The organism is Aquimarina muelleri DSM 19832 (assembly GCF_000430665.1).
GTDB classification, from domain to species: Bacteria; Bacteroidota; Bacteroidia; order Flavobacteriales; family Flavobacteriaceae; genus Aquimarina; species Aquimarina muelleri.
This window is the reverse complement of sequence record NZ_AUML01000031.1, coordinates 23665-43022: the sequence shown is the minus strand read 5'-3', so window position 1 is coordinate 43022 and position 19358 is coordinate 23665. Positions and strand designations below refer to the sequence as shown.

At 32.5% G+C, this 19358-nt stretch carries 18 protein-coding genes; 13 read left to right on the top strand and 5 right to left on the bottom strand.

Annotation, left to right across the window (positions count from 1 at the left end; genetic code table 11):
- Window positions 1-31 precede the first annotated feature (31 nt).
- From H527_RS0113185 to H527_RS0113165, 6 genes are all read left to right on the top strand, one after another.
- Entirely contained in the window at window positions 32-598 is a 567-nt protein-coding gene (locus H527_RS0113185) for a Crp/Fnr family transcriptional regulator (protein WP_027413150.1), read from the top strand.
- 63 nt (window positions 599-661) lie between these two features.
- Window positions 662-1114, top strand: a complete 453-nt coding sequence (locus H527_RS0113180; protein WP_027413149.1) for a DoxX family protein — start codon at window positions 662-664, stop codon at window positions 1112-1114.
- A 17-nt stretch (window positions 1115-1131) separates the two neighbouring features.
- Window positions 1132-1428 carry a GNAT family N-acetyltransferase gene (locus H527_RS24430; RefSeq protein WP_211235737.1) on the top strand — a complete coding sequence of 99 codons (297 nt, stop codon included), beginning with the start codon at window positions 1132-1134 and terminating at the stop codon, window positions 1426-1428.
- 3 nt (window positions 1429-1431) lie between these two features.
- Window positions 1432-1590: a GNAT family N-acetyltransferase gene (locus H527_RS24425; protein WP_211235736.1), complete on the top strand. Its 159-nt coding sequence runs from the start codon at window positions 1432-1434 to the stop codon at window positions 1588-1590.
- 142 nt (window positions 1591-1732) lie between these two features.
- A complete protein-coding gene (locus H527_RS22100) occupies window positions 1733-2974 on the top strand; it encodes an alpha/beta hydrolase-fold protein (protein WP_051316757.1) in 1242 nt (413 codons plus the stop codon).
- 168 nt (window positions 2975-3142) lie between these two features.
- Window positions 3143-3580, top strand: a complete 438-nt coding sequence (locus tag H527_RS0113165; protein ID WP_027413148.1) for a lipocalin-like domain-containing protein — start codon at window positions 3143-3145, stop codon at window positions 3578-3580.
- Between the two features lie 386 nt (window positions 3581-3966).
- Here H527_RS0113165 and H527_RS24620 read toward each other — a convergent pair whose 3' ends face one another.
- The 5 genes from H527_RS24620 to H527_RS0113140 form a co-directional block, all read right to left on the bottom strand.
- Complete coding sequence (locus H527_RS24620; protein WP_027413147.1) at window positions 3967-4158, bottom strand: hypothetical protein; 192 nt, start codon at window positions 4156-4158, stop codon at window positions 3967-3969.
- Window positions 4159-4406: 248 nt separating this feature from the next.
- Complete coding sequence (rpsU, locus tag H527_RS0113155) at window positions 4407-4604, bottom strand: 30S ribosomal protein S21 (RefSeq protein WP_027413146.1); 198 nt, start codon at window positions 4602-4604, stop codon at window positions 4407-4409.
- 538 nt (window positions 4605-5142) lie between these two features.
- Window positions 5143-5298 carry a hypothetical protein gene (locus tag H527_RS23980; protein WP_155837890.1) on the bottom strand — a complete coding sequence of 52 codons (156 nt, stop codon included), beginning with the start codon at window positions 5296-5298 and terminating at the stop codon, window positions 5143-5145.
- Window positions 5299-5887: 589 nt separating this feature from the next.
- Entirely contained in the window at window positions 5888-6067 is a 180-nt protein-coding gene (locus H527_RS0113145) for a hypothetical protein (RefSeq protein WP_027413145.1), read from the bottom strand.
- 85 nt (window positions 6068-6152) lie between these two features.
- A complete protein-coding gene (locus H527_RS0113140; RefSeq protein WP_027413144.1) occupies window positions 6153-9035 on the bottom strand; it encodes a lantibiotic dehydratase in 2883 nt (960 codons plus the stop codon).
- A 240-nt stretch (window positions 9036-9275) separates the two neighbouring features.
- Between H527_RS0113140 and H527_RS0113135 the strand changes: the two genes are divergently transcribed.
- The 7 genes from H527_RS0113135 to H527_RS0113105 all read left to right on the top strand — a co-directional run bounded on the left by H527_RS0113135 (window position 9276) and on the right by H527_RS0113105 (window position 19318).
- Complete coding sequence (locus H527_RS0113135; RefSeq protein WP_035088151.1) at window positions 9276-9962, top strand: TIGR04282 family arsenosugar biosynthesis glycosyltransferase; 687 nt, start codon at window positions 9276-9278, stop codon at window positions 9960-9962.
- Between the two features lie 44 nt (window positions 9963-10006).
- The gene (locus H527_RS0113130) at window positions 10007-13228 is read left to right on the top strand and encodes a SusC/RagA family TonB-linked outer membrane protein (protein WP_027413142.1); all 3222 of its coding nucleotides are present in this window, start codon (window positions 10007-10009) and stop codon (window positions 13226-13228) included.
- Window positions 13229-13238: 10 nt separating this feature from the next.
- Window positions 13239-14669: a SusD/RagB family nutrient-binding outer membrane lipoprotein gene (locus tag H527_RS0113125; RefSeq protein ID WP_027413141.1), complete on the top strand. Its 1431-nt coding sequence runs from the start codon at window positions 13239-13241 to the stop codon at window positions 14667-14669.
- 16 nt (window positions 14670-14685) lie between these two features.
- Entirely contained in the window at window positions 14686-16032 is a 1347-nt protein-coding gene (locus H527_RS0113120; RefSeq protein ID WP_027413140.1) for an SLC5/6 family protein, read from the top strand.
- Window positions 16008-16850 (top strand): metallophosphoesterase family protein, encoded by an 843-nt coding sequence (locus tag H527_RS0113115; protein WP_027413139.1) that lies wholly within the window; start codon window positions 16008-16010, stop codon window positions 16848-16850. The genes H527_RS0113120 and H527_RS0113115 overlap by 25 nt, the downstream gene beginning before the upstream one ends.
- A 591-nt stretch (window positions 16851-17441) precedes the next feature.
- Window positions 17442-18317 carry a hypothetical protein gene (locus H527_RS0113110; RefSeq protein ID WP_027413138.1) on the top strand — a complete coding sequence of 292 codons (876 nt, stop codon included), beginning with the start codon at window positions 17442-17444 and terminating at the stop codon, window positions 18315-18317.
- Entirely contained in the window at window positions 18317-19318 is a 1002-nt protein-coding gene (locus H527_RS0113105; protein ID WP_027413137.1) for a S41 family peptidase, read from the top strand. The genes H527_RS0113110 and H527_RS0113105 overlap by 1 nt, the downstream gene beginning before the upstream one ends.
- The last annotated feature ends 40 nt before the right edge of the window (window positions 19319-19358 follow it).

Genomic DNA, 19358 nt, shown 5'->3' with positions numbered 1-19358 from the left:
CGGGTTAGCCACAAGCTAAAAAAACACATAAATGCACGAAATTAGGAAGTTTATTGATACTATTTCTCCAATGAACAATTCTGACTGGGATTTTTTCTCTTCAAAACTTCAAGAAGTAAAATTAAAAAAAAATACTACGTTATTACAAATCGGTAAAGTTGAAAATTATTTATCCTTTATTTCAAAAGGAATCATCCGACTTTATATTCCAAGAGTAGAATCTGATTTAACTTTCGGTTTTTTATTTGACAATGAATTTGTTACAGCCTATGATTCTCTTTTAACGCAAAGTCCCTCTGAATATCAAATTGAAACGTTAACAGAAACAATCTTGTGGAAAATTTCAAACAAAGACCTGCAAGAAGTCTATGAAAAAACAAACAACGGAAATATTATTGGTCGAAAAATGGCTGAAAATATGTTTTTAATAAAATCGAAAAGAGAACTTTCCTTATTAAGTAGAACAGCAGAAGAACGCTATTTGGACTTATTCTCTGACAGACCAAATTTATTACAACAAATCCCATTAAAATATATTGCTTCTTATATCGGAGTTACTCCACAAGCATTGAGTAGAATAAGAAAACGTATTACTTAACTTGGGTTCATTATTTTTATTTGTTCTTTTCTGACCTTTGTATTTTAATAATTCAGAAAAACGATGAAACCATTAATAGTACTAATAGTAAGTTTTGCAATTTCATTTTTTATTTTAAAACTTGTTAAAAAAGAATATGATTTTGCGCTATCAGCGCGAATTGCAATGTCAATTATGCTTGTATTTACAGCAATAGGGCATTTTATTTTTACAAAGGGAATGTCAATGATGATACCTAATATTATTCCTTTTAAAGAAAATTTTGTTTACCTAACAGGACTGTTTGAAATCTTATTAGCAATAGGTCTTCTAATTCCAAAACTAAAAGATATATCTGGATGGACACTTGTTATTTTTCTTCTGCTAATGCTACCTGCCAATATTTATTCTTCTATAAATACTATAAATTACCAAAAAGGAACATTTGATGGACATGGTGTTAATTATTTGTGGTTTAGAATCCCTTTACAAATCTTTTTCATTGTGTGGACTTATATAAGTTCCATCCGATTTTGAATATCAAAAAGTCAACGATGATTAAAACTAGAAACACAACAAAGGATGATGTTGATACATTATTTGATTTGATTATGGGAATTGCAAGATTTCACAATCAAGAAGAATATGTTCTAACAGACAAGCAGGAAATGCTGAATTCCGGTTTTAATAATAATCCAAAATTTGGGGCCATAATAGCGGAATTTAATGGTCAGATTGCTGGCTATCCTTCATATACTTGGAATTATTCAATATGGAATGGTGGAGAATACATGAAATTAGATGATTTATTTGTTTGGAAAGAATATAGGTACCAAAAAGTTGGCTTATAGTTAATGAATCACGCAAAAGATATTTGCAAAGAAAAAAATATAAGTTTGATTAAATGGGAGGTGGAAAAAGATAATGTAAGAGCAATTGAATTCTACAATAGACTTGGCGCAAAGATAACAGAAAAAGGAATTTTTAGGTGGAATATAAAAGCAAGTAACTAACAACGAGCACAATTAATTAATTGACTATAATCTACTTACAAAAATCTTCACAGATTTCCTATTCAGTTTTTATTTGCTAGATTAGGTACTTAAGCACGCTATTGTAAGCATACCAAAAATCGTTACCTTTAATTAAAAATATATGCAAAGAATTTACATCCTAATAATTTTATTTTTAACAATAAACCAAATTTATAGTCAAAATATAAACCAATCAAAAGCTTTTGGTAATTCAATAATTCTAAAATCTGATATTCTACAAGAAGCGCGAGAAATTCAAATATACCTCCCTACAAATTACCAAAACAATTCAAACAAATACCCTATCCTTTATGTATTAGATGCACAACGATACTTTTTGAACGGAATTGCATTTCAGCAAAACCTCACTTGGGAAAATATTGTTCCAGAGTTTATTATTGTTGGAATTAATACAGACTCTCAAAAAAGACGAAATTTATTTTATAAAGAATCCTCTAAATTTATCGAATTCTTGAACAAAGAACTGATTCCTGAAATTGATGCTAAATATAGGACACTCGATGAACGCATTTATTTTGGATGGGAAATGGCAGCAGGTCTTGGTATTGAGATTTTTGCAAATAATCCCTCTTTGTTTAAAGGTTTTCTTTTATCAAGCCCCACTCATATATCAAAAGAACGATTGGAAACGGTAAATAAACGGTTAAAAAGTAATCCTAAACAAAATCTAAAACTATATTCAGTTCTAGGAACTGTTGAAAATTGGGCAACAGAATCAATGTTTTCTCTAGATTCCATTTTTAAAGTACATTCAACAAAAAATATTCAATGGAAATACAATCTTTCTAATGACGAGAATCATTATACAACTCCATTAATAACTATAAATGAAGGATTAAAACTATTTTTTAGTGACTATGAACCAATCCGATTTTATACATTGAAAGAATTTAGCGACTTCGGTGGCATAACTGCATTAAGAGAGCATTATAACAATCGAGGGAACAGATATCAAATTGCAGGTGATGTTCATAACGATACCAAACGCTATCTCTTTATGCTATCCTATAGAGAGAATGATTTCGAAATTTTTGATGAGTTAGTTAAAGAATTTGATGGAAAAACATTCATTGCGAATAATTTTAGTAATGCTACTTGGTTCTATAGATTTACAACATTTTTTCTTACGAATAATAAATTAGAGGATGCTTTAGAAATTTTAGAAGCAGGGCTTTTAAAATTCCCAGATGCTTCAATTTTGCATTTTGAAAAAGGAAATTATTATAAGTCAATTGGGAAAATTAAAGAAACAAAGAAATGGTATAAAAAAGCTATTCAAATAGCAAGAACGAATAATGAACCTGAACTAGAAAAATATACTTATGAACTTAAAAAATTATAACTAGTCCTAGCACTAATTACTAGGTTCTAACCTTTTGAAAAAGTCATCACGCCTTCCTGCTGTCAAGACAAAGACTTTCTATTTGGTATTTATTTGCTTTGCCAGGTACTGAAGCCGCAACTAATCATACAGACATGTTACGTTGTAGCCAATTCGAAAACGAAATTAATGAGAAATACTAAAGAGCAAATAATCGGAAGTTGGAAACTGAATAATTTTGAATTAAAAAACTTGACGGTTAAAAAATCTATTTTTCCATATGGAAAAAACCCTATTGGAATTTTAATTTTCAGCAATGACGGATTTATGTCTGTATCTGTAATGACAGATAACAGAAATGATTTTGAAATTGAATCATTACAAATGTCATCTTCTGAAGAAAAAATAAGTGCAATTGAAACGTATTTGTCATATGCTGGAAAATGGAAATTAGAAAATGATAAAATCTACGTTGAAATTATTACGTCTTTATTACCCAATTGGAAAAATGGAAAACATTATAGAACATTCCAATTAACAGATGGAACTTTATCGTTTCAAACACCTAAAATACGACAAGGAGACTTTGAAATATTAGTTGAACTGGATTGGAGGAGATTTAAATAAAATAAGCAAAAGCGATCTGTAAAAAGGAAACTGAATAATAAGTGTATTTCAATCCCTAATCATTATTTTACGAGTCCGTATTGACGTAAATTAAAGTTTCCCTCAAAAAAGTATCTTCAGCAAGAATCGGGTTTTATGACCTACAAAAGTAACATACTTTTGTAACATAAATTTCAAAGCAATGACTGAATAGGGATACATCAACTATAATCGAATTGCAGAAGCGATAGATTATATCAAAGCAAATTTTAAAGAAAAACCTTCTTTAAATGACATTGCCAAAAAAGTTCATTTAAGTCCATTCTACTTTCAGCACCTTTTTACCGATTGAGCAGGTGTAGCCCAAAAAAGTTTATGCAATACATCAGTATTGAATATAGTTTAAGTCACACAAACAATATACAATCATCACAATTTTTCACTTCACCATAGTAAGTTTCTCTATATTTATGTAGGGTTTTAACAGGTAAGCCTAGAAAGTATTTCTTGATGTAAGTAACTCTGGTAGTAAGTTCTCCCATTTGTCTGCTATAACGTTTCTCTCTTTTTGTCTTTCTCTTAATATTAATAATTTTCATAAACTAATTTTTATTGTGGTTAATCAACAACCTAAGAACAATCTCATGAGGTATTCTTCTAAAAACACATTTTGTTTTCAAAGTAATTTTCAGAGAAATCAATAACCTCGGAGCAAGCTCACAAGATATACTTCCGAAAATATATTTTGTTTTTGAGGCAAGCCTCGGAGAATTAAACCCCTAAATAAGAAATTCAATGTTGTTGTTTTTAAGGTTCTAAATTTTGATCTATTTTGTAAGCCATATTACTACAGTTCACTATGCTCTCTTATATATTGTTCCTTGTATTCTGCTTTTTTTATTTGCTCTCTCCTTTTTGTGGATTTTTTAATATAATGCTTTCGCTCTCTAATTTCTTGTAGCTGTTTTACATTTCTATATTTTCTTTTATATCGTTTTATAGCCCTATCGATATTCTCTCCATCTTTCACTTCTATTTTTAGCATAACCTTAGTTTTTTTATTTATTTTAAATATGTTCTTAATATATTATTACTTGTTGAAAAAATTATCAAACATCTAATTCCCTCCTCTTTAACTTATCTAACTCTCTTATCAAATCAAACATGTATGTGATTTCGAGAAGGCTTATAGAGTCAAATCAATCTATTTCATAATAGAAAACTATAATTCTTCATAAGTTATGATATGAGATCTTTTTATTACATCCCGTAAGTGCCTATCTAATGATTTTGCCCCTCTTTCTATTATTTATTTTTAAGCATCTCATTCTTTTATTTCAAAATAGAGAATTTCACAAAAATAATTTCTTTATTTAACCCATATTGTGGAGTTTAATTCTCCGAGACTTGCCGCCAAGGTTATTGATTTTATATAATAACCGAAAAGTTTATTTCTCAATAAATTAAGACAAGTAAGATTAGGTGCAATATTTTGCTAGATAGCAAAAACTTTTTTTAAGAATGAACAATGTAATTTTTAATAAAAGAAAAAAATAGTACAGATACTTTCTAGAGTAAAAAAATTATAAAGCATTAGAATTACTGACAACTTCCCAATAAGACATTTCCGAAAATTCAGTGCATTTTCTTTTCTTATTTTGACTTTCCCAATAACTAATTTCTTTTCTTACTCTCCCAGAATCATTATTTACTCCTGGTATTCCTGCTTTTTGAATCATGTTTTAAATTTCTTTATGGATTTAGTGTATATCTAAGACCACTTATACTTCGAATTTATAGCGAATTGAGATAGTGCTATAACACATGGATTACCCACTAATACTTTGCATAAAACCTTCACACTCATTAATCGATGTCGCTTCTTTCTTTAAAAAAACACTTAAACTAGATAAAACTTATTTAAACACTTCATTTAGTAGCCTAGTTTGTAAAAACAGATCTTTATAATCCTTAAGGAAACTGAAAAAAATTCTGTGTGCACATTTTTTAAAAGAAATTTGTTTTACTGAAACAACACTTAAAACCCTTTGTTTTATTATTATTTAATGCAAATATACTAAAAATAGTTTGTATAGAAACTATTTTTAGTGCCAATTGAAAAGAACAGCTATAAATAACTTACATAAAACACAAAAGAAGCTTATAATCTTTGAACTGCTAGATGAAAGGTTGTAGGCTTGTATAGTAAAAAAGTGAACTTCCTCTATAAAATCAAAAAAAAAAGTCTATCACGACACCTCTAACTAAAAAAAGGAGTGTTTAAGATTTAAACACTCCCTTTTTTGTACCCTTTCAAAAGTAAATTAATTAATTTTCATTTGGAGAAATACTTTCATTATCATGATTATTCCTAGGTCCAAATAATCTTCTACATCCATTTCTTAAACTACATCTTAATCCGATAGATAAAAAACCACCATTAATTGCGGATTCTTGATCTCTTGTAAGAGTTTTAACTTTTAAATTTTTTAATTCCAATTTTTTCATTTTTTATTTTATTTAAATGGTTTACAAAATATTCACCTCAACCCTAACTGCCAAAAAAAGCAAATTAAGAGTCAAAATAAATTCCTTATCCTCTAAATAGAGTTTGTTTTTTTATTGCTTTTTGAGTAAACTTAACTTGGTTAAAATAAGATTTTGCTAAATAATAAGATTTGAATTCATTTAATCTTTGTTTTTCATTAAAAACCCTATTTAAACTCATATGAATCAAATCCATAACATAGTTATCTTTAATTAATTCACTGTTTCGTAATGTATTTTTTATTTCTGTTTCAATTTCTATACCTTCAAGAAAATCGTTTGGTTTTAAATCATCTATATCTCTTCTTATTTCGGTGTAAATTTTGTTTAGTGATTTTCTTAATTTAGAGTCCAGATTAAATCTACTGGAGAAAGCTTCTATATTTTTTTCGCAAAACGAAATCATTTCTTCTATAGTAAAGTCAAAAAACCTTAAATAATATTCTATTTTCAAAATCGAAAACATATAAATATCGTTCTGCTTTAATTCATTATTCAAAACAGTAAGAACTGTATGCTTACTATCTAAGCTAAATATATGTTCTGTTACACCCATTAATTTTTCACCTCCAAACCTGTACATTTCTTGTTCATAAGGCAAAACATGATAATTTCGGATTATATTTTCCTGTTTTAAATTGTTAATTTTCGAAAAAATATCTTCTATAACAGGAGTTGATTCTGTTTTAAATCTAATTCTTAAATGAGTGTCTGGATGATCATACCTTACAAAAAAGAATTGGCTTATAGAGTTTTCTACAACTATAGTATGGTATATAACATTTACTAAATCATTTTCTGCATAGGGGTTACAATACAAATCAAAATACAACCAATCACTTAAAATTGGTGCTTTATGCCCTACCGTAACATCTTCTTTTACAATTTTAAAATCTGATCTATCTGCCTTAAAACTGGTGTTTTTTATACTGGCAATGATTTCGTGAGGATAGTGATTTAATTTATTATGTACTTCTGGAATAAAAGATTCATATAAACATTCACACACATAAATTGGGCTTACTTTTTTAATTTTTTTAAATAAAATATGTAAGTGATCCTCGTTCTCTGTATTAATGGTTATATCTCCTTTATCCTCTATAAATGAAATTTGCTTTGAAAACGAATATTCTTCTAATCGACTTAGTAAATACTCCTTAAACCCTTGGAAATCAAAATTATCATCCGACAATAAAATCTGAGCGGGATATAGTAAAATATCGTCTTCTAAGTAAATCCTTGGAACAAAGGGCAAAAACATGTTTTCATAATAATTGAAATTGAAATTAACACTATGAATTTCTCTTTGTTGAGATTGCAAATCCGCCAAAAACTTATAAACATTTGATTCTGATAATGTTGTATTTACAGAAGAGGTTATCCTTGGTATGATCTCTTTCTTATATTTTTCAGAAACCAGTATAAATCTTATTCCGTTAAACCGAATAAAAATATCCGATAAAAAAATAGGATTAGAATCTTTATTATATATAGTATTAAGAGGAATATTATAGTCATAATATTGCCTACTTGCAACCACATTGGTCGCTCTTGGTTTAGATATTATATTTACTTCTGCTATTAGTTGCTCTTTAAATATTTCTTTTTCATAATCTGCAATATCGACACATATTCTATCTGAGACTTGATCAAATCTAGATAGCAAGTTTATAGCAGACGTCCCTCCCATGTACTTAAAATAAGTAATCTTTTTCTTTGTTTTTTTACAAGTCAATAACTCAAAAACAACACTAAAAGTAGATGGTAAATTTGACATATCTACTTGAGCATTATTGGTAACTGTTTTAGACAAAAAAACTTTATCTTTATTAGATACCAACATTTTACTCAATATATCCTGATGTAGCCTTATATCATTTTCTAAATTAGTAGAACTATATTGTAATCCAGAATACGGGTTAAAAACTTTACTTAAAGGAATAAAAACATCCTTATAACTATGGTAAAATTTATTCCCAAATTTTAATAAGGATGTATTGATTGGGGTATATTTCTTATTATAGGTTACTGTAAAATTTATGAATTTTAATATCTTTTCCTGTAACGCTACTTCTAATTGCCCTATATCTTTTTCAAAAGCAGTTATAGAGTGAGAATATTTATTACTACTTTCTTGTTTTAAGAGTAAAGCATCTTGTTCTTTACTATAGGATTGAGAAAAGTTATCAAAATCTTTAGTGGTTTTTATGCTATGCAAATTATTATTTACCAATTTTGAATAAACTCCTTCTACTTCAGATAGATTTCGGTATGGATAAAAAATCATTTCATTAATAACAAGCCCCGCTTCAATACTATCTAATAAAAAGGCGTGAATCTCGGTTTTCTCAAACCCATCTTTTTCCAAATCTCTCACTACCTCAACAATTTGGGCACCGTTTTCGAACCTTTCTACAAGCCATTTAATATTCTCATCATAATCTATTTCTACATATTTTGTCTCAATATCTCCTATCGTTTTTTTCTCGAACTTATAAAAACTTATCTTACTCTTACTTAAAAAATGGATCGATGGATTTGTGTAATAGACAAATTTTTTCCAATCCCTGCTCATTGTAGCTGCTAGCTTTTCTGAAATCAATAAATTATCAAAATCTACCTTGAGAAGCAGTGTTTCTGATTTGGTAAGTATACGCTTATCACTCCATTTTAAAACACCAATACTAGTAAAAGTCCCAAAAGGAACAGGGTTAAGATGTGCTCTCGAAAAATAATTATCTAGCGATACTTTAATCTTTTCTGTTTTGCTTTTTTTGGCATCCTCATACAAACTTCTAGAAGAGGTTAATATCGATAATTGGAATAATTTATTTTCTTCAAAAAAATTATATACATCATTAGCATTACAACCATAGGATTCTACAGAAAAGGATACTACTCTTGATATTAATTCATTAAAAAAATCCATCTATCTTGATTAAAGTTTCATTTATTATTCTGTAAATAAATACAGGAATAGCAAAACATCCATTTAAAAACCAACACCTCTATAAGTAAGTTTACTAAGTATAGTTCCTAAAATTATATTCTGTTACCCAAGAAAATTCCAAATAATATCTATGTAGCCTAAAAAATAAATTGCTTTATTTTGTAATTAATCGCCAAATAGTACGACTTTACTTACTATCAAAATTATTTTATAAGCAAATTGTTCTACAAACAAAAAGAAATAGCCATTCTTGTATTTGCCAATTCCTCTAAAGAAGAATTGAAGCATAAACGCATTGCAAACGGAGAACAATTATTTAACTATTTCAATTCGCAAACTATAGATAAGGTTCGTAAAACTGGTCTTCCCTTTACTATCTATTCTGAAAAAGAACAACACGGCAACACCTTTGGAGAACGTTTTACGAATGCTATCGAAGATCTTTTTAACAAAGGGTATCAAAAAATTATTACTATTGGTAATGATAGTCCTAATTTAAAAGCTTCTCACCTTATTGATGCTTGTAATAAACTTTTAGAAAATGATGTAGTTATTGGTCCATCCACAGATGGTGGTATCTATTTAATGGGGCTACATAAACAAAATTTTGAAAAACAAACATTTTTAAAACTCCCTTGGCAAACCAAAAAACTAGCCAGAACAATTATTTCTACTACATCCTCTAAAGGACAAAAAATTGAGGTACAACAAAAACTTAGGGATATAGATGGGTTTCAGGACTTAAAATATTTTTTTTATAATACCAAAAACCTGTCCCAAACATTAAAAAGTATACTTATACGACTACTAACTAGTTTTTCTAAAAAAATTAATTACAAAAACATCTTTATTTCTATCTATATCTTTAAGACTACCTTTAATAAAGGATCTCCCGATTTGATATAATTTACACTGTATCCAATTAAAAATAATTCTATCTAAATATATTTATGAAGCACTTTTTACTAGGGCTTACACTATTTATAGTGTCTTTTATTAATGCCCAAAATGTAGTTACAGGAACCGTAACCGCAGCAATCGATGGTACTCCTATACCATTTGTGAATATTGCAATAAAAAACACCAATCAAGGAACTACCTCTAATGTTAATGGGGATTATTCTATCTCAATAGATAACAAAGATACCTCTCTTGTTTTCTCTTCTTTAGGTTTTAAAACAGTTGAAGTACTCATAAATAACCAAAGTAGTATGGATGTTAGTATGGAAGAAAGCTCTACAGGTCTGGACGAGGTTATTGTTACTGCGCTTAACCAAAAACGAGACTCCAAAGAGCTAGGGTATGCGATACAAAAAATAAGCGAAAAAGATATCACCGAGGTAAAATCTGTAAATTTTTTAGATAATCTGGCAGGAAAACTAGCTGGAGTAACTATCACTCCCGGAGGAGCTACAGGGGTTGGGTCTTCTTCTAAAATTGTAATTAGAGGAGAACAATCATTTACAAACAACAACCCATTATTTGTAGTAGATGGTACGCCTATAAACAACAGCACTGTTTTTAATTTTACAAACGAAACAGCAGCAGGATTTCAAGAGGTTGATTTTGGTAATGGTGCGATGGAGGTTAATCCCGATGATATCGAAACCGTTTCTGTATTAAAAGGTCCTAGCGCAGCAGCATTGTATGGTACAAGAGCTTCTAACGGGGTTATTATTATAAACACCAAAAACGGAGCTAATAGCAAAGGATTAGGAATAAGTAGTAGCTCTAGTGTATTTATCGATAGTGCTTTTCAATTACCGCAATTTCAAAACCAATACGGGCAAGGAAACTCTGGTCAGTTTGCGTATGTAAACGGGCTTGGTGCAGGAATCAACGATAATATCTCCTACAGTTGGGGTCCCAGATTAGACCAAGGAACTCTAATTGCCCAGTTTGATAGCCCCGTTACTTTACCAGATGGTACTGTTGTTCGTGGTGGAGATACTTCACTATACAGTGCATTGCCAATTACCCCTACTCCTTTTACCTCTAACCCTAATAATGTAAAAGATTTTTACCAAACAGGAGTAACCACCATTAACTCTATAGCTTTATCTTCAAGCTTTGATCAAGGAAATTACCGCCTGTCCTTTACCGATCTAAGAAGCGAATCTATAATCCCCGGGGTAAATCTGGATAGAAAAACAGTAGCAGCACGATTAGGTTTTTTACCTACTCCAAAAACAAAAGTAACCAGCAGCATTAATTATGTAAATAGTACCAGTGATAACCGCCCATCTAATGGGTATGGATCAGAAAATGTAAACTATTCGTTAGTAGCATGGGGTCCTCGATCTTTAAACATCGATAATCTGCGAAACTACTGGCAACCTGGTTTAGAAGATATTCAGCAATATTCCTTTAACTATACTTTTTTTGACAACCCGTTTTTTATACTTAACGAAAACCGAAATAGCTTTCATCGGGATCGTGTTTTTGGCACCATATCCATACAACAAGAGCTGGCTACCAATCTAAAGGCAACAGTACGCACAGGAATGGACTATTCTAACGAGAAACGACAATTTTTACGAAATTTTAGCACGAATAGATTTAGAAATGGGGCGTATGCAGAGCATGATGTTACTTATCGCGAAATAAACACCGATTTTTTACTTAATTACACCAAAAAAGTAAGTGATTTTAACATCGATATATCTTTGGGAGGTAACCGATTAGATCAAAAAGCAACCACTACACAAACGCAAACCACACAATTAGCGCAACCTGGTATTTTTAGTTTTAATAATGCGGCTTCGCCTATAGAAAGCTTTGGGTTTATATCCAAAAAACGTATTAATAGTTTATATGGGCTCTTAAAAGTAGGATATAAAAATGTTCTCTTTTTAGATATTACAGGCAGAAATGATTGGTCTAGTGCTTTGGCAACTCCTTTTTCGGCAGATAACACCTCTTTTTTCTACCCTTCGGCATCTGGTAGCTTTGTAGTAAGTAACGTAGTAAAACTACCAAAAATGATTTCGTTTGCAAAAATAAGAGCAAGTATTGCACAGGTAGGAAACGATACCAATCCATACCAAACCTCTGGTGCTTTTGTATCCCAAACACCAGTAAACTCCCAACCTACATTTACCAATCAAAATTTTATTCCTAACCCTGATTTAAAACCAGAGCAAACCACCTCGTATGAATTTGGAACCGATATCCGCTTTTTTAAAGATCGATTAAATGTTGACTTTACCTATTACAACTCCTTAACCAAAGATCAGATACTATCCTTGCCTATTCCTATATCTTCAGGATTTAACCAGCAAGTAGTAAATGGCGGAGAAGTACGCTCCCAGGGAGTCGAAATTGTACTAAATACCATCCCTGTACAAAATGAAAATTTTACATGGAACGCTACCGTTAACTTTAGCAGAAATGTATCTACCATAGAATCTTTGCCACAGCAAGAAGGAAGAATCACATTGGCATACTCCCGAGTATATGATAACCCAGATCAAACGGTATGGTTTCAGGTAGAAAAAGGTGGTCGTATTGGCGATTTTTATGGCACCGGGTATTTACGTAATGAAAATGGCGATTTTGTACTTACCCCAGAAGGGCGTTTTATTGCCGATAACAGTCTTAAAAAGCTTGGTAATTCTAATCCGGATTTTGTACTTGGGTTTCACAATCAATTTACCTACAAAAACTGGGACCTCAGCTTTTTATTCGATTGGCGACAAGGTGGCGAATTAGTATCCCGCACCCTATCCCTTGCGGCTGTTGGAGGACAATTAGAAGAAACCGCTTACAGGCCCGATGCAGGCATTATAGCACAGGGAGTGGTAAATACAGGCACCGCAGATAACCCTGTATATGTACCCAATACTACCGCAGTTTCCCCAGAAAGTTATTATCGCCAGTTTTATGATCGTAATCATGAGGAAAACAATGTATACGATGCCTCTTATCTTAAACTTAGGCAATTTTCGATTGGATATTCTTTTCACCTCGATAAAAACACATTAGGATTTTTAAAAGAAGGAGCAGATTTTACTATCTCTCTTATTGGTAAAAATATTTTTGCCATAAGTGAGATCCCCCATTTTGATCCAGAGCAATTAGCGGTTCAAGGACAAGGATTAGTTAGTGGTGTAGAAGATTTATCTTATGCAACCACCAGAAGTTTTGGATTAAAATTAGGAGTTAATTTTTAATAGAAAAGCAATGAAAAACTATATATACCTATTTATTTTCACGATCCTGATCGCAGGATGCGCCAAAGATTTTGAAGATATTAACACCAATCCTAATGCCCCGGTAGATGTACAACCCGCATTATTATTGCGACAAGTAATTTATGATTATGCCGAGCAGATGTCTTATGAAGGTTTTGTTGCAGGAAATCTGTTAGGGCAGCATCTTACCGCTTTAGATTTTAACCTGTTTGATCGTCATGCATTAAACTCCCCACAGTTAGGAGGAAACCCTTGGGCTATTTTTTATACCAATCTTAGAGATAATGAAATCATTTTAAAGAAATCTCAAGAAATAGAAACTTTTGCGGTTTATGAAGGCCCGTCTCTAATATTAAAAGCCTATATGACCATGGGACTTACCGATCTTTTTGGAGACGTTCCTTATAGTGAAGCTTTTACTGGAAACACCAACACCGTTACCCCAAAATATGATCTGCAAAAAGATATATATTTAGCACAAGGCGGAATTCTGGATAACCTACAAAAAGGTATCGAAGCGATACAAAAATATTCAGGTACTTTTGCTCTGGAAGGAGATATACTATATGATGGAAATTTAGAATACTGGATTAGATTTGCTAACTCTTTACGTATTAAAGCGCTAATGCGAATCTCTGCAAAACAAGATATTACCACCCAATTGCAAGCTATTGTTACAGAAGGCAACTACATTACTACGAATACCGAAAATGCCGTTTTTGAATTTACAGATGCAGAACCTAACAACTTTAGATTAGCAAGATTACGAGCAGGAGATTTCAATAATTTTGTGATGTCTGAAACTATCGAAGACATATTAACCAGATTAAACGACCCCAGAGTTTCCGTTTTATTCAGACCGTTCGAAAATGCTACAGATAATCAATATAACGGATTAATTAATGGGATTGACGCATCACAAACCACGATCTCTTTGTCTAATTATTCTCTTGCAGGAAAGATATTTAGAGAAAATACAGGAGATCTGGATGCTAATTACATGACTGCATGGGAAACCAGCTTTTTACTTGCCGAAGCTGCCTTAAAAGGATTTATTACCAAAGATGCAAAAACATTATATGAAACTGGCGTAACACAAGCTTTTGAATATTGGCAAACTACCCTCCCTAATGCCTATCTAAATACAACAGCAGCGTATGATAACACCATAGCTCTAGAACAAATTATAACCCAAAAATGGATTGCGAATACTATTAATGGGTATGAAGGATGGATAGAATATCGCCGTACTGGCTACCCTGCATTACAACCCGTTGGCGCAAGTTTAAATAACGGAATTATACCAATTAGATTACCATATCCTGCAGAAGAAGCTACTTTAAACACCACTAATTATACTACCGCAGCACAAACCACAAATGCAAACAGCATCAATTTTCCTGTTTGGTGGAACCAATAAACGATAACAATCAAAAATGGAAGAAATACAAATCTGGCAATGGGGATTAATCCTACTATCTGGCGTATTATTTTTTTGGTGGTCGCCATTGGCGAAAACCAAAGACCAATTTTATAAAGCCAGCACACATAAAAAGCAACCAACCTTTTGGATGCTTACCGGCAGCCTGATAATTTCCTGGATATTTGCCAAGAGTATTACCAATGCCGCAAACCTGGGTCTTAGTTTTGGATTGGTAGGTGGCGTAGCGTATGCTGCATACTATCTTTCTTTTGCAGTTGCAGGGGTAATACTATATCAATTAAGAACAAAAGGCAAGTTCGATAGTATTCATCATTTTTTAAGCTCTCGCTTTGGTCATAAAGCAGTACTTCTTTTTTCTGTTTTAATTGGTATACGTTTATTTAACGAAGTATGGTCTAATACCATGGTAATTGGATCCTACTTTGGAGAAATAGGTAGTACAGCCTATTATAGTGCCATCGTGGTGTTTACTCTATTAACCCTGTCCTATGCGTTAAAAGGAGGCCTAAGTAGTAGTATTTTTACCGATGTAATACAAATGGGATTGTTTACGGTATTACTTTTTATCATTCTATGGAATATTTTTAGCGTAGAAAGTTTTTCTGTAGAACAAGTTGTGATTTCTGGGGAATGGACTATGGCAATGGGAGGCAATTTATTACTTGCTGCTATACTACAGTCTTTTAGCTACCCCTTTCATGACCCTGTTTTAACAGATCGCGGGTTTATTAGCTCTCCAAAAATTACGCTTCAAAGTTTTTTATGGGCTTCTGTTCTTGGAGCATTTTGTATCCTGCTCTTTAGTATCGTTGGGATTTTTGCACAACAACAAGGGTTTCAGGGGCAAGCAGCAGTAGCAGTAAGCAAAGCTTTTGGAACCGTAATATTATTGGTCATCAACTTTATAATGATTACCTCTGCCGCCTCTACATTAGACTCTACATTTGCCTCTTCTGCAAAACTGTTTGCTATAGATCTGCAATGTAGTTCTAAAGTATCCTTTGGTCGTTGGGTAATGATTGCTGTAGCTTTACTAGGTACTTTACCAGTGTTTTTGGATACCGAAATTTTATCCGCAACCACCATTAGCGGCACTATGGTAATTGGGTTAACCCCCATATTTTTGTTCTGGAAAATCAATGCTCCAAAAATCAGCTTTTTTTTATCGGTAGGTTGCGGACTATTATTTGGTTTTTTATTAGTTTTTGAAATGTTCCCTGCGCAATTTATATATACCACAGGAAAATATGCAGAACTCCTATGGGTAAACATTTGGGGGATATTAAGTTGTTTTATAGTATATTTTATACCAATATGGATAAGAAAACGATACCCTTAGGAAAACGTAACGGCAAGACCTTGATCTTTGGTGGCATTTATAGCAACCTGCAAGCATTAGAGGCTTTAATTACTATTGCCGAAGAAGAAAAAATCGCTCCCGAAAACTGTTTCTGTACAGGAGACATTGTAGGATATTGTGCACAACCCGAAGAAACCGTACAGCGATTTATACAGTGGGGGGCACAATCGATTATAGGTAATGTAGAAGAGCAGTTGCGCACAGGAGCAATCGAATGTGGATGTGATTTTAAAGCAGGGTCCAGATGTGATGGATTTTCTAAAACCTGGTATGCCTTTGCACAAACCCAATTATCCAAAGCTTCTATAACATGGATGAAATCCTTACCAGATCATATTAGTTTTGAATTCGCTAACAAAAATGTAACCTTAGTGCATGGCAGCTATACTCATATTTCTGAATTCATTTTTAAATCCACCCCTTGGCAAGCAAAACAATCTTCATTTAATGCCAGTACTAGTAACGTAATCATTGCAGGGCATTGTGGATTACCGTTTTATGACCAAAAAGAAGAAAAAATCTGGATAAACCCGGGAGTGATCGGTATGCCTGCCAATGAAGGTAAAACAAGAGTATGGTATGCTATTTTAGACGATTCTAAAGGTTTTTCTGTTCGATATAAAACCTTTGCGTATGACTACCAAACGGCAAGCCGGTTAATGCTGGCAAAAGAACTACCCCAGGAATATGCTACAACCTTATGCACAGGCCTATGGGATAATATGGAAATACTTCCGGAAACGGAAAAGAAGTTACAAGGTATCGATATAAAGAGATTTATAGAATCTGTATCCTAAAAAGAGTGATTTAACGTGTCATACCTTTTGTTTTCGCCTCCATCCTAATAGTTTTATTTACAGCCAGGCCGCATGTAGTCTGGGGCGCGCCACGCGCCTTGGGTTTCGACCTCCGCGCTCGACCAAAAGTACTCCGCGCCCTAGTGACTACCCCACGCGCCTTGGGTTTCTGCCTCCGCGCCCCATCAAAAGTACTCCGCGCTTGGGTAACCTATACCCGCGCCCAAGGTAAAACACCTCGCGCCCGAGATAAAACACTCCGCGGCTGGACTTCTTATGTCTGTGCCCGAGATAAAACACCACGCGCCTAGACTAGTGAGCTTCGAGAACCTCAGCTCACAAATTCGAGAACCTCAGCTCACATTGCAATTTACCCAGAAGGTTGGACTTCGAGAGCCTCAGTCCTCCAATCCCCGAGGGGTGAGCTTCGAGCGCCTCAGCTCACGATTTGTTATATCCCGAAGGGGGAGGTACTCGAACCCTGAGATCAATTTAATCTCCCTTTTTCAAAAGAGATGCAACCTTATAGTTTTACATTTGTCTATAGGTTAGTTGGATTATCTAAACAATCAAAAGTAAAACAATTTATAAATGACTAAAAAAAATAGAATCACTACTCTGTTACTACTGCTTGTTTCCTTGGCAGGTACTTCGCAAACAGAAACATCTATCCTTTCTAGAAAAGAGTGGCGAAAAAATATACCTGCATACATAGGTGTTAGTGCTGGACTAGGAGGCTCTACCTTTAGAGATTTTGCAACCTCTCCGCTTTTTTACAAAGGAACCGCTAAATATATCTCCCTATCCTACTCTAAATCTAATTTAGAAAGAGAATCTGAAATTGGAGTATCTTATTCTTTTGGGGAGTATCACAATAATTTTAATAAGCATTCACAAATTAGTACCGTTAAAAGTGCATCTTTATTTTACTCCAGACTATACCAGTTAAAGTCACTAAGCTCTCCAAAATTAAATGTAAAAGTTGGTGGATTATTGAATACTACTGGTAATTTTAGAACTAATGAAGCTTTACTAAATAACACATTAGGGTTCGAATTAATTCCTACTCTTTTTGGTTCTGTTAAAATCGAAAAAGACATAAGTACTAAGGAAGAAAAAAATAAAAAATTTTTATTTATTAAATATAAATTGAAAGAAAAAACCAGAAACTTAGCATTTAGATTAAATGTTGGTTTGATTAATAGTTTTTACCGAAATGGCTATGTATATGCAGGACAATCAAGTCTTTTAAATGCTCCTGTGTTTTTTGATGATTATCAGTTCAAAGTTTTTTCAGGATTTAGAATGAATAGCTCCTTAGACTATACTGTGTCCTTAAAAAACAAAAATGCTCTTCGGTTTTCTTATGCTTGGGATGCATATAAAACTGGTGGTAATTTAGACAAATTTGAAATGGCTACCCACACTTTTAAACTTTCCCTTTTATTCAATACAAATAATAAATAATGAAAAAGTTATACTACATAGTAATAGCGGGTTTATCCCTTGTTTCTTGTGAAAAAGCAATTTTTGAAGAAGACTTAGCTTCTACAAGTCCAAAAGAAAACTTTGAGTATTTATGGAATGAATGCAATGAAAAATATTCTTATTTTGATATAAAAAATATTGATTGGAATACTATAAAATCAAAATACTCTGCCAAAATATATGATGGTATGAGCCAAGATTCTTTGTTTGAAGTTTTAGGCGGAATGCTTACCGAATTAAAAGACGATCATACCAATCTTATCTCTAATTTTAATGTTTCGACATTTAAAGTTAGCTACTTAGGGCAGGATAATTTTGACTGGCGTATTATTGAGGATAACTATTTAGCCAGAGACTATTATATTTCTGGGCCATTCTCTCATGATTATTTGGATAATAAAAAAATAGGGTATATCCGTTTTCCAATTTTCCCAGGAACTGTAGATGCTAATAATCTGAATTTTGTTTTAGAAAGATATAAAAATACAAAAGGGTTGATTTTAGACTTACGAGAAAATGGTGGTGGGTCTGTAGCCGATATATTTGCAATACTAAGCCGTTTTGTGGAAAGTAAAACACTAGTCAACTATTCCAGAATAAAAACTGGTCCACAACACAATGATTTTTCAGATGCTAAGCCTGTATATGTTTCTCCATATAACGGAATGAGATATAAAAACAAAGTAGTCGTATTAGTAGACAGAGGAACCTATAGTGCAGGATCTTTCTTTTCACTTGCTACAAAAGCGCTTCCTAATATGATACTTATGGGAGATACCACAGGCGGAGGACTTGGTTTACCAAACGGAGGTCAACTGCCTAATGGGTGGACATATCGATTTTCGATTACCCAAGCATTAACTCTAGATAAAAGTCCTGATTATGAAAATGGAGTTCCGCCAGATATTAAAGTGCTTTTTGATTGGAATGATCTAACTAAAGATGAAATTTTAGAACGAGCAATTCTGGAATTACAATAAACAACTAGCTAAAAAACCAATAACCTCGGGACAAGCTCAC

Excerpts from the sequence above, each read along its gene's own strand:
- H527_RS0113185 (WP_027413150.1), top strand. The coding sequence starts at position 32 with ATGCACGAAATTAGGAAGTTTATTGATACTATTTCTCCAATGAACAAT.
- H527_RS0113180 (WP_027413149.1), top strand. The coding sequence starts at position 662 with ATGAAACCATTAATAGTACTAATAGTAAGTTTTGCAATTTCATTTTTT.
- H527_RS24430 (WP_211235737.1), top strand. The coding sequence starts at position 1,132 with ATGATTAAAACTAGAAACACAACAAAGGATGATGTTGATACATTATTT.
- H527_RS24425 (WP_211235736.1), top strand. The coding sequence starts at position 1,432 with ATGAATCACGCAAAAGATATTTGCAAAGAAAAAAATATAAGTTTGATT.
- H527_RS22100 (WP_051316757.1), top strand. The coding sequence starts at position 1,733 with ATGCAAAGAATTTACATCCTAATAATTTTATTTTTAACAATAAACCAA.
- H527_RS0113165 (WP_027413148.1), top strand. The coding sequence starts at position 3,143 with ATGAGAAATACTAAAGAGCAAATAATCGGAAGTTGGAAACTGAATAAT.
- H527_RS24620 (WP_027413147.1), bottom strand. The coding sequence starts at position 4,158 with ATGAAAATTATTAATATTAAGAGAAAGACAAAAAGAGAGAAACGTTAT.
- rpsU (WP_027413146.1), bottom strand. The coding sequence starts at position 4,604 with ATGCTAAAAATAGAAGTGAAAGATGGAGAGAATATCGATAGGGCTATA.
- H527_RS23980 (WP_155837890.1), bottom strand. The coding sequence starts at position 5,298 with ATGATTCAAAAAGCAGGAATACCAGGAGTAAATAATGATTCTGGGAGA.
- H527_RS0113145 (WP_027413145.1), bottom strand. The coding sequence starts at position 6,067 with ATGAAAAAATTGGAATTAAAAAATTTAAAAGTTAAAACTCTTACAAGA.
- H527_RS0113140 (WP_027413144.1), bottom strand. The coding sequence starts at position 9,035 with ATGGATTTTTTTAATGAATTAATATCAAGAGTAGTATCCTTTTCTGTA.
- H527_RS0113130 (WP_027413142.1), top strand. The coding sequence starts at position 10,007 with ATGAAGCACTTTTTACTAGGGCTTACACTATTTATAGTGTCTTTTATT.
- H527_RS0113125 (WP_027413141.1), top strand. The coding sequence starts at position 13,239 with ATGAAAAACTATATATACCTATTTATTTTCACGATCCTGATCGCAGGA.
- H527_RS0113120 (WP_027413140.1), top strand. The coding sequence starts at position 14,686 with ATGGAAGAAATACAAATCTGGCAATGGGGATTAATCCTACTATCTGGC.
- H527_RS0113115 (WP_027413139.1), top strand. The coding sequence starts at position 16,008 with ATGGATAAGAAAACGATACCCTTAGGAAAACGTAACGGCAAGACCTTG.
- H527_RS0113110 (WP_027413138.1), top strand. The coding sequence starts at position 17,442 with ATGACTAAAAAAAATAGAATCACTACTCTGTTACTACTGCTTGTTTCC.
- H527_RS0113105 (WP_027413137.1), top strand. The coding sequence starts at position 18,317 with ATGAAAAAGTTATACTACATAGTAATAGCGGGTTTATCCCTTGTTTCT.